17 protein-coding genes are annotated in these 15208 nt (G+C 67.2%); 11 read left to right on the forward strand and 6 right to left on the reverse strand.

The genetic code is table 11. The annotated features are described in order from the left end of the window. Window positions 1-9 precede the first annotated feature (9 nt). Genes V6M51_RS10335 through V6M51_RS10360 form a run of 6 tightly spaced genes read left to right on the forward strand, consistent with a single transcriptional unit; the run spans window position 10 to window position 5653 of the window. A complete protein-coding gene (locus V6M51_RS10335; protein ID WP_332766888.1) occupies window positions 10-369 on the forward strand; it encodes a DUF983 domain-containing protein in 360 nt (119 codons plus the stop codon). A gap of 27 nt (window positions 370-396) precedes the next feature. Beyond that, window positions 397-675: a helix-turn-helix domain-containing protein gene (locus tag V6M51_RS10340; RefSeq protein ID WP_332766890.1), complete on the forward strand. Its 279-nt coding sequence runs from the start codon at window positions 397-399 to the stop codon at window positions 673-675. After that, window positions 665-2347 (forward strand): SulP family inorganic anion transporter, encoded by a 1683-nt coding sequence (locus V6M51_RS10345; RefSeq protein WP_332766892.1) that lies wholly within the window; start codon window positions 665-667, stop codon window positions 2345-2347. The genes V6M51_RS10340 and V6M51_RS10345 overlap by 11 nt, the downstream gene beginning before the upstream one ends. Next, window positions 2344-2985, forward strand: a complete 642-nt coding sequence (locus V6M51_RS10350; RefSeq protein WP_332766894.1) for a methyltransferase domain-containing protein — start codon at window positions 2344-2346, stop codon at window positions 2983-2985. Before V6M51_RS10345 ends, V6M51_RS10350 begins: the two co-directional genes overlap by 4 nt. Next, window positions 2982-3356, forward strand: a complete 375-nt coding sequence (locus V6M51_RS10355) for a DUF983 domain-containing protein (RefSeq protein WP_332766896.1) — start codon at window positions 2982-2984, stop codon at window positions 3354-3356. The genes V6M51_RS10350 and V6M51_RS10355 overlap by 4 nt, the downstream gene beginning before the upstream one ends. An 11-nt stretch (window positions 3357-3367) precedes the next feature. After that, window positions 3368-5653 carry an NADP-dependent malic enzyme gene (locus V6M51_RS10360; RefSeq protein WP_332766898.1) on the forward strand — a complete coding sequence of 762 codons (2286 nt, stop codon included), beginning with the start codon at window positions 3368-3370 and terminating at the stop codon, window positions 5651-5653. Window positions 5654-5989: 336 nt separating this feature from the next. Here V6M51_RS10360 and V6M51_RS10365 read toward each other — a convergent pair whose 3' ends face one another. From V6M51_RS10365 to V6M51_RS10380, 4 genes are all read right to left on the reverse strand, one after another. Continuing rightward, window positions 5990-6388: an MAPEG family protein gene (locus tag V6M51_RS10365; protein WP_332766899.1), complete on the reverse strand. Its 399-nt coding sequence runs from the start codon at window positions 6386-6388 to the stop codon at window positions 5990-5992. A gap of 39 nt (window positions 6389-6427) precedes the next feature. After that, entirely contained in the window at window positions 6428-7741 is a 1314-nt protein-coding gene (locus V6M51_RS10370) for a hypothetical protein (RefSeq protein WP_332766901.1), read from the reverse strand. Window positions 7742-7852: 111 nt separating this feature from the next. Then, on the reverse strand, window positions 7853-8308 hold the full coding sequence (locus V6M51_RS10375; protein ID WP_332766903.1) for a hypothetical protein: 456 nt from the start codon (window positions 8306-8308) through the stop codon (window positions 7853-7855). Window positions 8309-8377: 69 nt separating this feature from the next. Then, complete coding sequence (locus tag V6M51_RS10380; RefSeq protein ID WP_332766904.1) at window positions 8378-9079, reverse strand: hypothetical protein; 702 nt, start codon at window positions 9077-9079, stop codon at window positions 8378-8380. A gap of 158 nt (window positions 9080-9237) precedes the next feature. On the opposite strand from V6M51_RS10380, the gene V6M51_RS10385 reads away from it, so the two are divergent. The 3 genes from V6M51_RS10385 to V6M51_RS10395 all read left to right on the forward strand — a co-directional run bounded on the left by V6M51_RS10385 (window position 9238) and on the right by V6M51_RS10395 (window position 11577). Then, window positions 9238-9840: a DUF2239 family protein gene (locus V6M51_RS10385; RefSeq protein ID WP_332766905.1), complete on the forward strand. Its 603-nt coding sequence runs from the start codon at window positions 9238-9240 to the stop codon at window positions 9838-9840. A 55-nt stretch (window positions 9841-9895) separates the two neighbouring features. Beyond that, window positions 9896-10954, forward strand: a complete 1059-nt coding sequence (locus tag V6M51_RS10390; RefSeq protein ID WP_332766906.1) for a hypothetical protein — start codon at window positions 9896-9898, stop codon at window positions 10952-10954. Window positions 10955-11175: 221 nt separating this feature from the next. Then, a complete protein-coding gene (locus tag V6M51_RS10395; protein WP_332766908.1) occupies window positions 11176-11577 on the forward strand; it encodes a hypothetical protein in 402 nt (133 codons plus the stop codon). On the opposite strand, the gene V6M51_RS10400 is transcribed toward V6M51_RS10395, so the two are convergent. Then, entirely contained in the window at window positions 11543-11746 is a 204-nt protein-coding gene (locus tag V6M51_RS10400) for a hypothetical protein (protein ID WP_332766910.1), read from the reverse strand. The two genes, V6M51_RS10395 and V6M51_RS10400, sit on opposite strands and share 35 nt — an antisense overlap. 149 nt (window positions 11747-11895) lie before the next feature. On the opposite strand from V6M51_RS10400, the gene V6M51_RS10405 reads away from it, so the two are divergent. Next, a complete protein-coding gene (locus V6M51_RS10405; RefSeq protein WP_332766911.1) occupies window positions 11896-12342 on the forward strand; it encodes a MarR family winged helix-turn-helix transcriptional regulator in 447 nt (148 codons plus the stop codon). Then, entirely contained in the window at window positions 12339-13772 is a 1434-nt protein-coding gene (locus tag V6M51_RS10410) for an MFS transporter (RefSeq protein WP_332766913.1), read from the forward strand. The genes V6M51_RS10405 and V6M51_RS10410 overlap by 4 nt, the downstream gene beginning before the upstream one ends. Here V6M51_RS10410 and V6M51_RS10415 read toward each other — a convergent pair. Continuing rightward, entirely contained in the window at window positions 13769-15148 is a 1380-nt protein-coding gene (locus V6M51_RS10415) for a sensor histidine kinase (protein ID WP_332766915.1), read from the reverse strand. The two genes, V6M51_RS10410 and V6M51_RS10415, sit on opposite strands and share 4 nt — an antisense overlap. Window positions 15149-15208 lie beyond the last annotated feature (60 nt).

A 15208-nucleotide genomic window follows, 5' to 3' on the forward strand; every position in this document is an offset into this window, starting at 1 on the left:
GCCAATCCCGTGAACCGGCTCAATCCCATCGTCTGCGGCCTGAGATGCCGATGCCCAACCTGCGGCCAAGGCTCTCTCTTCAGAGGTTACCTGAAGGTCCGTTCCAGGTGCGAAGGCTGCGGGGCGGACTTCTCACGCGCCGATTCCGGCGACGGACCGGTGGTCTTCATCCTGCTGATCGTGGGCGCCATTGGCTGTTTCGGGATGCTTTTCGTGGAGTTCAGATTCCATCCGCCGGTCTGGTTGCAGCTCCTGATCTGGCTCCCGTCCATCGGACTCCTGACACTGGCCGTGCTGCGCCCCTTCAAGGCGATCCTCATCGCGCTGCAGGTCCACAACGGCGCGTCGGAGGCTCGCCATGACAACTAGGATATCGTCTCGCCAGGACGCCTCGTCATGATCGCCGGCGCGCAGATGCGGGCGGCCCGCGCCCTGCTTGGCCTCGACCAACGCGACCTTGCCCGGCTGTCGGGCCTGTCGCTGCCGACCATCCAGAGGATGGAGTCATCCGAGGGCTCCGTTCGCGCGGTCGTCGATAGCTTGGAGAAGGTGGTTGACGCCCTCACCGCCGCAGGGGTCGAACTGATCGCGGACGGCGCCCCGAGCACAGGCGTCGGGCGTGGCGTGCGATTGATCGCCAGGTCCGAGAAAAGGCGTCCGACCCATGTCGCGTGAATGGCGCCTGTTCATTCCCAAGGCCGTGACGGTCCTTCGCCAGGGCTATGGCCTGAAGCCGTTCGGCGGCGACGTCTTCGCGGGCCTGACGGTGGCGATCGTCGCCATGCCGCTGGCCATGGCGCTGGCGATTGCCTCGGGCACGACGCCGGAGCGCGGTCTGATCACCGCAGTGGTCGCCGGCTTCCTCATCTCACTCCTGGGCGGCAGCCGATTCCAGATCGGCGGACCGACCGGAGCCTTCGTCGTCGTGGTCTATGGCGTGATCGCCAAGCACGGATACGACGGACTGCTGATCGCCACGACGATGGCCGGCGTCATCCTGATCGTCGCGGGACTCCTGCGTATCGGGACCCTGATCAAGTACATTCCCGACCCCGTCACGACCGGGTTCACCACCGGCATCGCCACCATCATCCTGGTCAGCCAACTGAAGGACATTTTCGGCTTCTCGATCGAGCGCGTCCCCGCCGACTTCATTCCCAAGCTGCAGGCCCTCTGGGAGGCGCGCGCCAGCCTAAGCCTTCCCACCCTGGTCCTCGCGGTCGCCTGTTTCGTCGCGATCATGGGGCTTAGGCGTTTGGCGCCGAAGGTTCCTGGCTTCCTTGTGGTGACGGTCGCCGCGGCGGTGACCGTCACCCTACTGGCCCTGCCGGTGGAAACGATCGGTACGCGGTTCGGAGGCGTGTCCTCCACCCTGCCCCCTCCAAGCCTGGATTTCTGGTCCTGGACCAAGGCGCGTGACGTCCTGCCGAGCGCCTTCACCATCGCCCTGCTGGCCGGAGTCGAGTCGCTGCTGTCGGCCGTCGTCGCCGATCAGATGACGGGCCGGCGGCATCGCTCCAATATCGAGCTCGTGGCCCAGGGGATCGCCAACATCGCCTCGGCGGCTTTCGGCGGCCTGCCGGCGACCGGCGCTATCGCCCGCACCGTGACCAATATCCGCTCCGGCGCCCACTCACCGGTGGCCGGCATGCTGCACGCGGCCTTCCTGCTGCTCTTCATGCTGCTGCTCTCGCCGCTGGCCAAGTATGTGCCGTTGGCGGCCTTGGCGGCCATCCTGGTAGTGGTCGCGATCAACATGGCCGAACTGAACCGCTTCCGGCTGCTGCTCGGCACATCCAACGGCGACCGGTCTGTCTTGCTGCTGACCTTCGGGCTAACGGTCGTCGTGGATCTTACGCTGGCCATTGAGGTCGGCATGGTGCTGGCGGCCTTCGTATTCATGCATCGCATGAGCCAGCTCTCCAGCGTGGAGGGTGGCGGCCCACGCCTCATCGACGGCGACCGGGACGACTTCAGCCGAGCGGAGGAGCCGGCCTACGAACCGTATGAGGGTCTGCCGCACGATACCGCGGTGATCACGTTCAGGGGACCCATGTTCTTCGGCAGCACCAGCGTGCTGAAAGACGCCCTCGACCAAGTCGGCGGCCGAAGCCGACGCTACATCCTGAGGTTCGAGGAGGTTCCGTTGGTCGATCCGACCGGAGCCGCCGCCCTTTCGTCGTTCCTTCGCCGCGCCATCCAGGACGGCGCCGAGATCATCGTCTGCGGCGCTCGTGACAGCGTGCGGGCCAACCTGCTGCGCACTGTGGAGGCCCACGTGCTTGAGAAGGTCGGGTTCGCACCGGACTTCGCCACGGCCCGCGCCGCAACGGCCGTGGTCGCATGATCCCGCTTCGAACCGTCCAGACGGCTGGCGGCGAAGTGGCGGTCATCCTGCGCAGGTCCGATCGCGCCGTCGGCTATGTGAAAGATGGGGTGCTGCAAACGCTGATCGACGCCCGCGGCCACAACCTCGCGCCGCATGTGACCGCCGCGGTCGATGTCCTATTGCAGGAGAAGGTTCGCCAGGCGCTCGTGCTGGGCTACGGCGGCGGAGCGGCTTCGACCATGTTGCACCGAGCCGGCGTGGACGTGTTCGCGGTTGACTGCGACCCCTGCGCCAAGCCGCTGGCGCAGCTCTTCTTTCGGGCGCCGCCCTGCCTCGAGGTAGTCGTCAGCGACGCCGCCGCTTATGTCGAGCGGGCTGCGGCGGCCTCCTTCGACGGCGTCCTCATCGATTTCCAGGATTCCTTCGAGACGCCGAGGGCCTATCTGTCCCAGTCCTTCTGGCGGGCGGTGGCGAGGGTGCTTCGTCCCAGGGGAATGGTCATCGTCAACGTGACCCGCTGGCTTCATGGCGGACGCGACTGGCGGGCGTTTCAAGGCGCGCTCGGCCTAGGCGGCTTCGACGCCGTGGCGCTGAGCGACGAGCACGGCGCCGGCAATCGGATACTGGTGTCCGCCCGAGGCGCCACGTCGCCATGATCCCGCGCCGGACGACAGCCGGGACGACCTTCCTGGGCCTCAAACGCGGGGCTTGGGGGCGCTGTCCGAACTGTGGGGACGGCCGGCTCTTCCGCGCCTACCTCAAGGTGCGGTCCGTCTGCGAGGTCTGCGGCCATGAAAACGGTCGTTATCCGTCAGATGACGCTCCGCCCTATTTCACCATCCTGATCGTGGGCCATCTCGTGGTCGCGCCGCTTCTCGCCTTCCGGGTCATATGGACGGTCCCGACCGGCTTGTTGCTGGCGATCCTGCTCCCGGCTCTCGCAGCGCTCACCTTGGCGGTCCTGCCGATCGTCAAGGGCGCCGTCGTGGGCGTCCTCTGGGCGCTCGGCAAGACTCCCACCGCCTGAAGGGCCGCGCCATGACCATCGACGAGCGGCGCGCCCGCGCCGACCAGGAAGCGCTCGACTTCCATCGCTATCCCCAGCCCGGGAAGATCGCGATCGCCGCGACCAAGCCCATGGCGACCCAACAGGACCTGAGCCTGGCCTACTCGCCCGGGGTCGCGGCCCCGGTTCGGAAGATCGCCGAGGATCCCAACGCGGTCTACGACTACACCTCCAAGGGCAATCTGGTCGGCGTGATCTCCAACGGCACGGCGATCCTCGGGCTCGGCAATCTGGGCTCCCTGGCGTCCAAGCCGGTCATGGAGGGCAAGTCGATCCTCTTCAAACGCTTCGCCGACCTCGACTCCTTCGACATCGAAGTCGCCACTGACGATCCAGACGCCTTCATCGAGGTCGTTCGGCACATCGGCGCTACCTTCGGCGGCGTGAACTTGGAAGACATTTCCAGTCCCGACTGCTTCCGGATCGAGGCCGAACTTCAGGACCTACTCGACGTTCCAGTGTTCCACGACGACCAGCACGGCACCGGCATCATCTGTGCGGCGGGCCTGATCAACGCCTGCGAGGTCACCGGGCGCAGGCTGGAGGACCTTCGCCTGGTGCTTTGCGGCGCCGGAGCCGCGGGCCTGGGCTCGATCACCATGATGAAGGCTCTGGGCGTGCGCCCTGAGAACACAACCCTGGTCGACATCGACGGTGTGGTCCACCGCGGACGCAAGGTCGGCATGGACCAGTGGAAGTCCGTCCACGCGACCGACACGCCTCACCGGACCCTGGCCGAAGCCCTGGCCGGGGCCGATGTGTTCGTGGGCGTCTCCGCAAAGGGGGCCCTTACAAAGGCGATGGTCGCCTCGATGGCCGCCAACCCGATCATCTTCGCCATGGCCAATCCTGATCCTGAGATCACCCCCGAGGAGGTCCTGGAGGTCCGCCAGGACGCGATCGTCGCTACGGGACGCTCCGACTATCCCAACCAGGTGAACAACATCCTCGGGTTCCCCTACATCTTTCGCGGCGCCTTGGATGTTCGGGCGCGGTCGATCAATCAAGAGATGAAGGTCGCAGCGGCCCGGGCGCTCGCCCTGCTTGCCCGCGAAGACGTGCCCGACGAAGTCGCTGTGGCCTATCAGGGCCGTAAGCTGAAGTTCGGTCGCGACTACCTCATCCCCTCCCCGTTCGATCCACGTCTGATCTGGTATGTTCCCCCGTTCGTGGCCGAAGCGGCCATGCGCAGCGGCGTGGCGCGTCGCCCGATCGCCGACATGAGCGCCTACCGCGCCGAGCTCAAGCGCCGGCTCGACCCATCGGCGGGGTTTCTCCAGAACATCACCGAGGCCGTCCGCTCGGCGCCCATGAAGCGGGTCGTCTTCGCCGAGGGCGAAGAGCCCTCGGTGATCCGCGCAGCGCACGCCTTCGCCAGCCAGGGCCTGGGCGTCCCAATCCTGGTCGGCCGGGAGGAGCAGATCTGGAGCAACGCGCGCGAACTGGGCCTCGACGCCTCGGATTTCGAGATCGAGGTCGTCAACGCACGACTGTCGCATCGCAACGGAGCCTATGTCGACTACCTCCACGGCCGGCTGCGGCGGGTGGGCTTCCTGAAGCGCGACGTCCAACGCCTGATCAACCTGGACCGCAATAGCTTCGCCGCCGCCATGGTCGCACTTGGCGACGCCGACGCCATGGTCACGGGCGTGACCCGGAATTTCGACCAGTGCCTGGAGGAGGTCTACCGGGTCATCGACCGGGCGCCAGGTGGCCGGGTCATCGGCTTCTCGGCCCTGCTGGCCAGGGGGCGAACAATCTTCGTCGCCGACACCTCGATCAGCGAGCTCCCGAGCGCCCAGGATCTCGTGGAAATCGCCTGCGAGGCCGCCGCGGCCGTGCGCGAACTCGGTCACGTCCCACGCGTCGCATTCCTGTCCTATTCGAGCTTTGGCCACCCGCGTGGCGCGCAGCCGCGGCGCGTGCGCGAGGCCGTCGAGCTGATGGACCGGCGGGGAGTCGACTTCGAGTACGAGGGCGAAATGCCACCCGACGTCGCGCTGGATCCGGGACTCTGGGACAGTTACCCGTTTCAGCGCCTAAGCGAGCCGGCGAACGTCCTGATCATGCCGGCGATTCATTCGGCGGCGATCTCGACAAAGCTGGTTCAGGCACTGGGGGAGGTACCCGTTATCGGACCCGTCCTGCGAGGCCTGGCGCGACCGGTGCAGATTTGCCGCCTAGGAGACTCCGTCTCGCGCATTGTGATCATGGCGACGCTTGCCGCCTTCGAGGCGCGGCAGGCCGGATATCCCTGACGACCTCGCGGTCGCGACGTTCAAGCCATCCCAACCCAAGTTTGTCGACATGCGCATTTTCAAGCGCCGCTCGTGGCGGCGTCATCATTGGAACTTCTTGACCCACCGAGGCTGGACGATCGTCATGGTGCTTGGCGGCGGCTTGGCCGTGCTCGGCCTAATACTGGCTGGAATCTAGGCGACGCTCTCGCCTCGCGCCCGACGCGCCGGGGCCCGCCAGCGCAGGTGTTCTTGGCCAATACGGCGACGATGGTGACGATGAACGCCGCGAACCCCACCAGATAGGGGCGTCCGGCGCCAGAACCGAAGGAGGAACAGTCCGGTGATAGCCCTCGGCTAAGGCGTCCAGACGATCGCGATCATGACCATGACCAAGCCGGCGGTCGCAATATTCCAACTGAAGGTGCGAAACCACGGGACGCCCGCGGCGTAGAGCGGGAGGAAAAGCAGCCTTCCCGCGAGGTAGACCACGGCGCCGGCCACGCTCAGCCAACCGCCTGAGCGGCCGAGCATCTCCAGCATCAGGACTGCGGCGGCGAAGACGGCGAAGGTCTCGAGGAAATTGCGCTGGGCCCGGTCGAGGCGCCCCGCGACGCCCTTCGGCCGCAATTCCTCATCCCGCGCACCGACCGAATAGGCGTTCCCGACCTGGGCCTTGAATGTGAACGACGCCGCGGTGAGATGGATGAGGCCCAGGACCATGGCCCCGAACAGCGCCCAAAGTTCGATAGACATCGGCTGCCCCCCTTTCGAGACCAGAATCCTAGCACAGCCTCAGGGGCTTCCGGCGACGCCTCCCGCCGAAGGGGCTGGATTCCAGCCGAGAAGCAGCAGCATGACGAAGAACCCCAGGACGTAGGCGAGCGGAACGAACCATCCCTCCCGCAGCCATCGGAAGACGGATCGACCTTCGGGATAGAGGTTGGTGAGCGCCACTCCGGCCGAGGATCCGAACCAGACCATGGAGCCGCCGAAGCCGACCGCGTAGGCTAGCAAGGCCCAGTCATAGCCGCCCTGTTCCAGGGCGAGCGCAGTCAAGGGGATGTTGTCGAACACGGCGGACAGGAAGCCCAGTCCCAGCGAGCTCTGCCACGTGGGATCCGGCAACGCGTTCACCGGCATCAGCGACGCCGCCGCGACCAAGGCCACTAGGAACGATGCGCCCTTGAGCGCCGGCCGAGCCACCGCCCAATCGGGCTTTGCCACAAAGGCCGTCAGGATCAAGGCCGCCCACACGGCCAAGCCCAGCCAGGGCGCCCTCTCCTCGCCCTCGGTGAGGATGTTTGCGGTGATATTCGTCGCCACAGCGGCCGCCAGGATGAACATCACGATCCAGACGCGGCGCCATTGCAGCGGATGGTCCGGCTCGTCCTTGGCGAGGATGGGTTGATAACGCTGCTGTGATCGCGCGCCCGCCAGGCTGCAGACGACGAACGCGACGCCGGCCGCCACATAGGCCGTCAGCACCCTGAGCGGTGATATCCCGTTCAACCACATGATCGTGGTCGTCGTGTCGCCGATGACGCTGCCCGCTCCGCCCGCGTTGGCGCAGGCGACGATGGCGGCCAGGAAACCCACGCTCACCCGGCCCTGGTAGACGTGGCGCGCCATCACGCCACCGATCACCGCGGCGGCGATATTATCCAGAAAGGCGGACATGACGAAGACGATACCCAGAAGCGCCACCCCACCTGTCCAGTCGTCAGGCAGCAGGCTCGGGAGATGATCGGGCAAGTTGCTGCGCTCGAACTGGTTCGAGAGCAATTCGAACCCGACCAGCAGCAGCAGCAGATTGGTCAGGATCACCCATTCATGCCGCACGTGTTCGCCCAGCGCGGCCAAGCCGACGCCCGTGGGAAAGCCGCTGACCAAGGCCTGATAGGCGAGGATCGTGGCGAGCCCGGTGAACGCCACCTCCAGGGTGCGATGATGGAAGATGGCGACGCCGAGCAAGGTCAGGCCGAAAAGATAGAACTCGATCGGCGCGCCCAGAAGCGCGGGCGCGTCAACCCGCGGCGCGGCGGCATGCGCTAGGGCTGGAAGGGCGCACAGGGCCAGCGCCGAGGAAAGAACCAGTCGGATTCGCATCAGGTTAGGTACCCGCCAGCGACTGGATCGCCAACCACGGCTTCGGGGCCTGAATGGGGGGCGGCAGTTCAATCTTGCCCGGCGGCGCCACCAAAACCTAGCTCCGCCGTGTCAGTACGCGTGGAAGCTGTCCAACCCCAGCACCTCATGGATGTCGGCGATAGTCGCCACCGCGCTCACCTCCGCGAGACGCGCCGGCAGGACCGTGTCTCGCTCCTCATCCTCGCACCAAAAGTCAGGATGGGCCCTCATCGCCGCACAAACCCGCGCCTGCACGTCCGCGAGAGAGAGCGGCGTGAGCAGTTCCAGTTCATGCTCTATCCGGAACTGCGCGGGACCTGGCATCAGTCGCGATAGCAACGATCCTGCCCGCCCCGTGCGCAGGACCGAGCTCACGATCCAACGACACCCTTCAGCGTCCACCAGCTCCATCCCGACCTGCAGGTCCTCCGCCAAGGTTCGCGGACCGCAAGTTGTCAGGGCGTCCAGGTCTGGCAGTCCCCAAATGTCGGAGTCCGTAGTGAACCCCAGAACAGGAAACCGGAAATCCGCCTGCGCCGTCTTCATACCCGCCCCCAAATTGTATACGAACGAAAAGGGAACAAAGACAATGCGGGCAGGCTTGTGAAGTTGCGATCAGCGCGGGTGCTTCGGCGCCGCGCTGGGGCGCGAGAGGTTCTCGACACTGTCTGCAGCATATGCCGCGAGGCCCGCGGGCATAGCCTTCATCCAGTCCGTCGTGCCGTACCAAACACGGCGAATAGGATCATACCTGGGCTTACCGCCCCAACTGCCGGTCAGGCGCCGGTGCTGCTCCGTTGGCAGCACCTTCAGCAGTGCATAGTGGTTCCTTGGATCCTGCACGTTTCGACCGAGGCCCTTCAGCGGGATTGTGTGGTGAATCTCCTGCCCGGGCTTCGCCAACCCGAGCTTGCGTAGCACCTTGCGAGAGGCGTCGGCGGTGACGGAGCCCTTTTTCAAAACTCCCACGCCCTTCGACGCCGCCCTTGCGCCCTTGACCACGACACCCACCGGTAGCGCATCCGCCACAGCCATCGCGCCATTGAATGCCGCGCCGGCGTAATTTCCATCCTGCAAGTCAGCTGCAGCTTCCCAGGCCGGTCCCACAATTGGAATGAACGACTGTGCGGTGGTCGGACCCTGGATGTCCGGTCCATTCTGGAAGTCGTGGAACGCATCCTTGGCTAGATCGAGCGGCGAGCGAAGTCCGCGATCCTCAGCCTGTCGTCGCGCCCGGATCCTGGCCATCTCCTGATCGTAGCGGTCTCCGGCCGCATCCGGCACGGTTCGAGGTTCACCGCGGGGCATTCGCGCCATTTCTTGCTCCATGATTTGGTTGTGGCCTCGTACGGCGTGGGTTGCGGACCGCTTGGTCGCGCATTGCAGTCGACGCACGCGAACCAGCGCTCGAAGGATTTCGCACGCTTGCTCAATTTGTACCCGGGTATTATTTAAGTCAGGAGCGACGGCTTTGGATGCCCGTCACCACCGGAGTCTCGATGCCCGCGACCGACATCTTCACGGCCTTTGTCCGACACCGACGCATCGCGGCTGGAACTTTGCGAGAGGTCGTTCCGGCCGTGAAGTCGGCGGCTGACGCCGACGCGACGCACCTGCTGATCTTCGACGACGCCACGGGACGCTCGGTCGAACTCGACCTGCGAGGCTCCCTGCCCGACGTCCTGGAACGGCTGAACCAGACGCCGCAGGCCGAACCCGGCAAGCCAACCGGTCGAGGACGACCCAAGCTCGGCGTCACGGCGCGCGAGGTGACCTTGCTTCCGCGCCATTGGGAGTGGCTGGCGGCACAGCCCGGCGGCGCCTCGGCGGCGCTTCGGCGGCTCGTGGAGGACGCCCGTCGGACCTCGCCCGCGACCCTGCGACAGGCCCAGGACGCCGTACACCGGGTCATGTTCGCGCTTGCTGGCGACCTGCCGGACTTCGAGGAGGCGAACCGCGCCTTCTATGCCAAGGACTATGCCCGCTTCGACGCCCTCACGGCCGCCTGGCCGGCAGACGTGGGCGACTATGTCCGGATGCTGGTCGGCCGCGTCGCCGTTGCAGGTGACCAGCGATAAGCTAGGATCGCCGCCGCGCATGCGGCCCATCAGAGGCGCGGCGCGGAGGAACACCATGGACGCCGCCATTCCCGCTTCCCTGCGCTACAGCCGCGACCAGTTGATGGCGAGCCATCCCTACGCCAGACCGCACGACGAGGCGGGCTACCGTCTGCATGGCGGTTTCGATGCTCAGGACGCCTATGTGTCGCCCCGGGTGCTGCATCGATGGCCGGCGGTGCGGGCCTGGGGCGCGGCGCTCGAAACGCGCGGCTGGCCGCTCATCGACGCCACCACGTCGCTGCTGAAGCTGCCCAACTATCCGACGGTGGCGCAGGAGCGCGTGCTGCTGCGGAACGGCCTCGGCCAGAGTTTCTGGAATTCCCTCACCATCACCGGGATCGTCGAGGCCCGCGGCAAGGCCCTGGTCAGCTACGTCCCGCCGGACATGCGCAAGCTGATCGTCGAGAACATCAGCGACACGGCCACCGGCCATCTTCACCTGGGCCTGCTCGAAGGCCACGGCATGGACGAGGGCGGCGGCGATCCCCGCACACCGGACCTCGGCGCCCACGACGCCATGTGGTTCGCCTGCCGCGACCTGGTCTTTGGCAAGGACGCCTATCCCATGCCGGCGCCGCCCGAGAGCATCTCGCGCCCCGTCGAGGTTGACCGGGAGATGCCTCTGATCAGCCCAGAACATGAGGGGCTCATCAAGATGCTGATGAACGTCCTGATGATCGAGGTCCGGGCGGAATCCTTCTTCGCCTTCTGCTGCGATGTCCTGCGCGATCCGGTGCTGTTCGTCGATCGGCGCCCCGCCGCCGACCAGGCGGCCGTCCTCGTCGAGCGAATCCGCCAGGACGAGCAGATTCACGTCGGTTACCTGCAGGCGGTGATCTCCGAGCTCCGCAGCTTCACCGTTCGCACCACCGACGGCCACGAGGTTCCCGGAAGCCAGATCATCGATCCGGTCTGGGCCGACATGGTGGAGTGGCATGGCGTGCGGGAGCGCGAGGCGTCCCGTGGACGAACCCGCGCGGAGATCGAACGCCAGGCTATCGATAAGCTGGGGCCCCAAGCCGGCGCTCGCCTGATCGTCGAGTTCGACAGCCTCGAGGTCGAGGCCGCGTAGACGCCTATCGTCGCCAACCAGGAGGCCTCGCCTCCAATTCGTGCTCGGCGTCATGCGTGTCGACGGCGAGCCGCCGAGCGGCGTCGCAATTCAGGATCTGAACGCCGCGCTGCACGTACGCGATTTCCAAGTCTGCCGCCGAGGGGCTCGGCGGCAGAACGTGTAGGCCACAGGGGCGCCTGGCCTCAGCGGGCATTTCGATCCGCGGCGCAGCCGTCGAGTTGCAGGCGGAGCAGCGGCGCGGGGCGTGGGCGCGTCAGGCTGCCGCTCGCCATGCCGGCGTCTGCTGGTCGGGACTCGGTCCCGCGCCCTACGAACCCCGTGATCGCCACGCCCTGCTGGCCGAGGCCAGGGCCAAGCTCACGCGACGCCAAGCCTGGTCCGAGAGTGCGGCGGGCGGGTTCCTGTCGGCCGTCGTGAAGGCCCAGCTCGCCGCCCGCGCGGCGCATGAGGCCGGCGAGCGCGCCCGCGCCGCCTGCTCGCGTGACGCGACGGGCGAAGCCATTGCTTGCGCCGCGGCCGCTGAGGAACTGGAGGCCCAGGCCCATCTGCTTCTGGCCAGCGCTCAGGCCGCTCGCAACGCCGCCGTCAGGCTTGCTGCGCCGACTCGGGCTGTGGATTGAAACGACGGCGCCAGGTCATCTGTTCGAACTGGCGCTCGCGGACCACCTCATGCAGCAGATCGGCAAGGTCCAGGACCTGGTCGCGCGACATGCGCCGCGTCATGGCGCGGATCTCGGCGGTCACTTGCGCCATCGCTTCCGACGGCAGGCTGTCTTGAGGCTCTGACATCTGCTGGCCCTCACTTCGGCCTACTCGCCTCAACGGGGAATTCGGCCGGAAGTTCCCGCAAGCCGCGCAGGCGGCGCCGCCCTCGCTTGACCGCCCGCTCGATGCGGTTCAGATAGGTAGTTCGACAACCTAACTACTTTCGTGACCAAATGACCGTGCAGCTCGACAGTCCCGAACCGACGAAACTGGCCGAGGCGCTGCGCCCGGCCCTGCTGCGCGTTTCGCGCCGTCTGCGGCAGGAAGCCCAACGCGCGGGGGTCTCGGCGCTGGACGCCCTGATCCTTGGTCAGATCATGCGTGTCCCCGGCGTCGGAGTCTGCGACCTGGCCGACGCCGAGCAAATGTCTCGGCCCACCATGAGCAGCCATGTCAAACGCCTGGAGGCGGCCGGCTGGGTCGTCCGCGCCGACCATGCCGACGATGGACGCCGCTCCGGCCTGGCGGTCACGCCAGCCGGCGCCCGCCAGCTCGAGGCGATCCGCCAGCATCGCAACGACTGGCTCGCCGCCCGCATCGCCAAGCTCGACCCCGCCGCGCGCGACGACCTGGGCGCGGCGATCGCGCCCCTCCTCCAGCTCCTGGCGCTCGAGCCGTGAGCCCGGTCGACGGGCCTCTCGAACGCCAGGATGACGCGGCCATGACCCGCGGCTGGGTGATCCCGGCCATCATCGGCTCGGCCATGTTGATGCAGACGATGAACGCCACGGTGCTCTCCAACGCCTTACCGACCATGGCCGTGGCGTTGCACGAGGATCCGCTGCGGCTGAACCTCGCCATCACCATGTTCCTGCTGGCCTCGGCGGTCTTCCTGCCGATCAGCGGCTGGGTGGCCGACAAGTTCGGCGCCAAGCGCATCTTCATGATCGCCATGGTGCTGTTCGCCCTCTCCTCGGCGGCCTGCGGCCTGGCCCAGGATCTGACCCAGCTGGTCATCGCCCGCATCTTCCAGGGCATGGCCGGCGCCATGATGGCGCCCGTCGGCCGCCTGGTCCTGCTGCGCACCACGCCCAAGGCTGAGTTGGTCGGGGCCATGTCGGTCATGACCATGCCGGCCCTGCTGGGCCCTGTGATCGGCCCGGTGGTCGGCGGCGCCATCGTCACCTTCGCCGACTGGCGCTGGATCTTCTTCATGAACCTGCCCGTGGCGGTGGTGGGCGTGTTCCTGGTCTTCCGCTACGTGCCCAATGTCAGCGAGCAGCAGGTCTCACCCATCGACTGGACCGGCATCCTGTTGACCGGCCTGGGGCTCGCGGGCCTGATCTTCGGCTTCGAGAACCTCGGCCGCGACATGCTGCCCGACGGCCTGGTGGCGGGACTGTTCCTGGGCGGGTTCGCGGCGCTCGGCCTCTACTGGCGGCGCGCGCGAGGCAATCCGCACGCCATCATCGACCTCTCGGTGTTCCGCATCCAGACCTTCACGGCCTCCGTGGTCGGCGGGGCCTTCATGCGCGTCGCCATGGGGGCGACGCCCTTCATGCTCGCCATGCTGCTGCAGATCGGCTTCGGCATGTCGCCATTCCAGGCCGGCCTGATGACCTTCATCTCCGCGGCCGGAGCCCTGGTCATGAAGACCACCGCCCCGCCCATCCTGCGCCGTTTCGGCTTCCGGACGGTGCTGGTGGTCAACGCCGTCTTCGTGGGGGTCAGCTTCATGGCCTATGGCCTGTTCACCCCCGCCACGCCCCACTGGCTGATCATGATCGGCCTGGCGGTCGGTGGATTCTTCCGCTCGCTGCACTTCACCAGCCTGAACGGCATGGCCTATGCCGACATCGACCAGGACCGGATGAGCCGCGCCTCCACCACCTCGTCGATGATGCAGCAGCTCGTCCAGTCGATCGGCATCGGGCTGGCGGCCACCCTGATGCATTTCTTTATGGTCGCCCGCGGCGAGACCCATCTGACCGCCGGGGCGATCTCGCCGGCCTTCGTGGTGATCGGCCTGCTCACCTTCGTCTCGCTGTTCTTCTTCGTGCCGCTTCCAAAGAACGCCGGCGACGAGATGAACGGCCGGCTCAAGGCCTAGCTGTCGAGCGGCGCGGTCATCTCGCAGATCAGCCCTTCCGCGGGAAACGCCAGATTGGCCGATCCTCCGAACGAGCCGAGCGCTGTCCTGATCAGGCGGGATCCGAAGCCCTCGCGCTCGGGCGGCGAGACCGGCGGGCCCCCAGTCTCACGCCAGAAGATCCTGAGCCCCTGCGGCTGGAGGCTCCAGTCGATCGCCACCTCTCCGCCCGGCGCCGACAGGGCGCCGTACTTGGCGGCGTTGGTGGCCAATTCGTGCAGCACCATGACCAGGCTGACGGCCAAGTCCGGCCTCAAGCGGACCCGGCCGGCCTCGCCATGCAGCCGGACGCAGGTCTGGTCGAAGGGCGCCAGGGCCGCGGCGAAGATCTCGGTCAGCTCGGCGGTTTCCCAGACGTTGCGCGTCAGCAGGTCATGCCCGCGCGCAAGGGATTGCAGGCGCTCCTCGAACGCCCTGCGGAACGTGGCCGGATCGTCGCCGGCGCTGCGGAAGGCGTGGGCGGCGATGGCCTGCACGGTGGCCAGGTTGTTCTTCACCCGGTGATTCAGCTCCGCCAGCAACAGGTCCTGGCGTTCCCGCGCCACGACCTGAGCGGTGATGTCCTGGGCGGTGCCGATGACCCGGCGGGGGCGACCGTCCTCCGCGAACACGACCCGGGCGGCGCCGCGCACCCAGGCCGCCGAGCCGCGCGCCCCGGCGGCGGCGGTCCGGTGCTCCACGACATAGGCGCCGCCCTCCTTGCCGGCCAAAGCGCCCCCATAGGCCGCCTCGACCAGATGGAAGTCGTGGGGGTGGACCGCCGCCGCATAGGTGGCGAAGTCGATCGTGGTCTCAGCATCCACGCCGAACAGAATTCGGGTCCGCGCATCCCATTCCACCAGGTCAGCCGCCAGGTCGTACTCCCAGAGCCCGAGCTCGGTGGCGTCGAGCGCCAGGGCGAGCCGCGCCTTCTGGCGGTCGGCGTCGCGCTGGGCCTGGTGTCGCGCCGTGACGTCGAGAACGACGAAAGCGACCCGTGGCCGTTCCCCCGGCATGGGCGAGAACGTGCCCAGAAACCAGCCTCGCCGGCCGCCCTCCAGCGAGAAGGGATACTCCGCCGTCCGCGCCTCCTGGGCGGCCCAGCAGGCGCGCAACGTGGTCAGCCGCACGTCGATCTGCGCCCGCGTCAGGCCCAGGTCCCGGCCGGTCAGGCCGTCCAGGCCGCCTTCGCCTCGGCCGTAGAACGCCGCGGCGTTGCGATTGGCCGTCACATACCGGTAGTCGTCATCGAGCAGTTCGAACACGCCGGCCATCACGTCGGCGGCGTCGAACATCGCCTTCAGCAGCGCCGCGCCACCGATCCCGGACCAGCGGTCGGCGCCCTCTTCGTCGGCCATCGGTGCTGGCCTCCCGCGATTCAGACGTCGCGGCATGCTAGCGGGTGGACGCCCATGGGC

This window comes from Phenylobacterium sp. (genome assembly GCF_036677185.1).
Taxonomy (GTDB): Bacteria; Pseudomonadota; Alphaproteobacteria; order Caulobacterales; family Caulobacteraceae; genus Phenylobacterium.

Coding starts and splice junctions, on each gene's coding strand:
- V6M51_RS10415 (WP_332766915.1), bottom strand. CDS start 15,148: ATGGCCGACGAAGAGGGCGCCGACCGCTGGTCCGGGATCGGTGGCGCG.
- V6M51_RS10355 (WP_332766896.1), top strand. CDS start 2,982: ATGATCCCGCGCCGGACGACAGCCGGGACGACCTTCCTGGGCCTCAAA.
- V6M51_RS10380 (WP_332766904.1), bottom strand. CDS start 9,079: ATGGCGCGAATGCCCCGCGGTGAACCTCGAACCGTGCCGGATGCGGCC.
- V6M51_RS10350 (WP_332766894.1), top strand. CDS start 2,344: ATGATCCCGCTTCGAACCGTCCAGACGGCTGGCGGCGAAGTGGCGGTC.
- V6M51_RS10365 (WP_332766899.1), bottom strand. CDS start 6,388: ATGTCTATCGAACTTTGGGCGCTGTTCGGGGCCATGGTCCTGGGCCTC.
- V6M51_RS10400 (WP_332766910.1), bottom strand. CDS start 11,746: ATGTCAGAGCCTCAAGACAGCCTGCCGTCGGAAGCGATGGCGCAAGTG.
- V6M51_RS10385 (WP_332766905.1), top strand. CDS start 9,238: ATGCCCGTCACCACCGGAGTCTCGATGCCCGCGACCGACATCTTCACG.
- V6M51_RS10390 (WP_332766906.1), top strand. CDS start 9,896: ATGGACGCCGCCATTCCCGCTTCCCTGCGCTACAGCCGCGACCAGTTG.
- V6M51_RS10405 (WP_332766911.1), top strand. CDS start 11,896: ATGACCGTGCAGCTCGACAGTCCCGAACCGACGAAACTGGCCGAGGCG.
- V6M51_RS10360 (WP_332766898.1), top strand. CDS start 3,368: ATGACCATCGACGAGCGGCGCGCCCGCGCCGACCAGGAAGCGCTCGAC.
- V6M51_RS10370 (WP_332766901.1), bottom strand. CDS start 7,741: ATGCGAATCCGACTGGTTCTTTCCTCGGCGCTGGCCCTGTGCGCCCTT.
- V6M51_RS10375 (WP_332766903.1), bottom strand. CDS start 8,308: ATGAAGACGGCGCAGGCGGATTTCCGGTTTCCTGTTCTGGGGTTCACT.
- V6M51_RS10345 (WP_332766892.1), top strand. CDS start 665: ATGTCGCGTGAATGGCGCCTGTTCATTCCCAAGGCCGTGACGGTCCTT.
- V6M51_RS10340 (WP_332766890.1), top strand. CDS start 397: ATGATCGCCGGCGCGCAGATGCGGGCGGCCCGCGCCCTGCTTGGCCTC.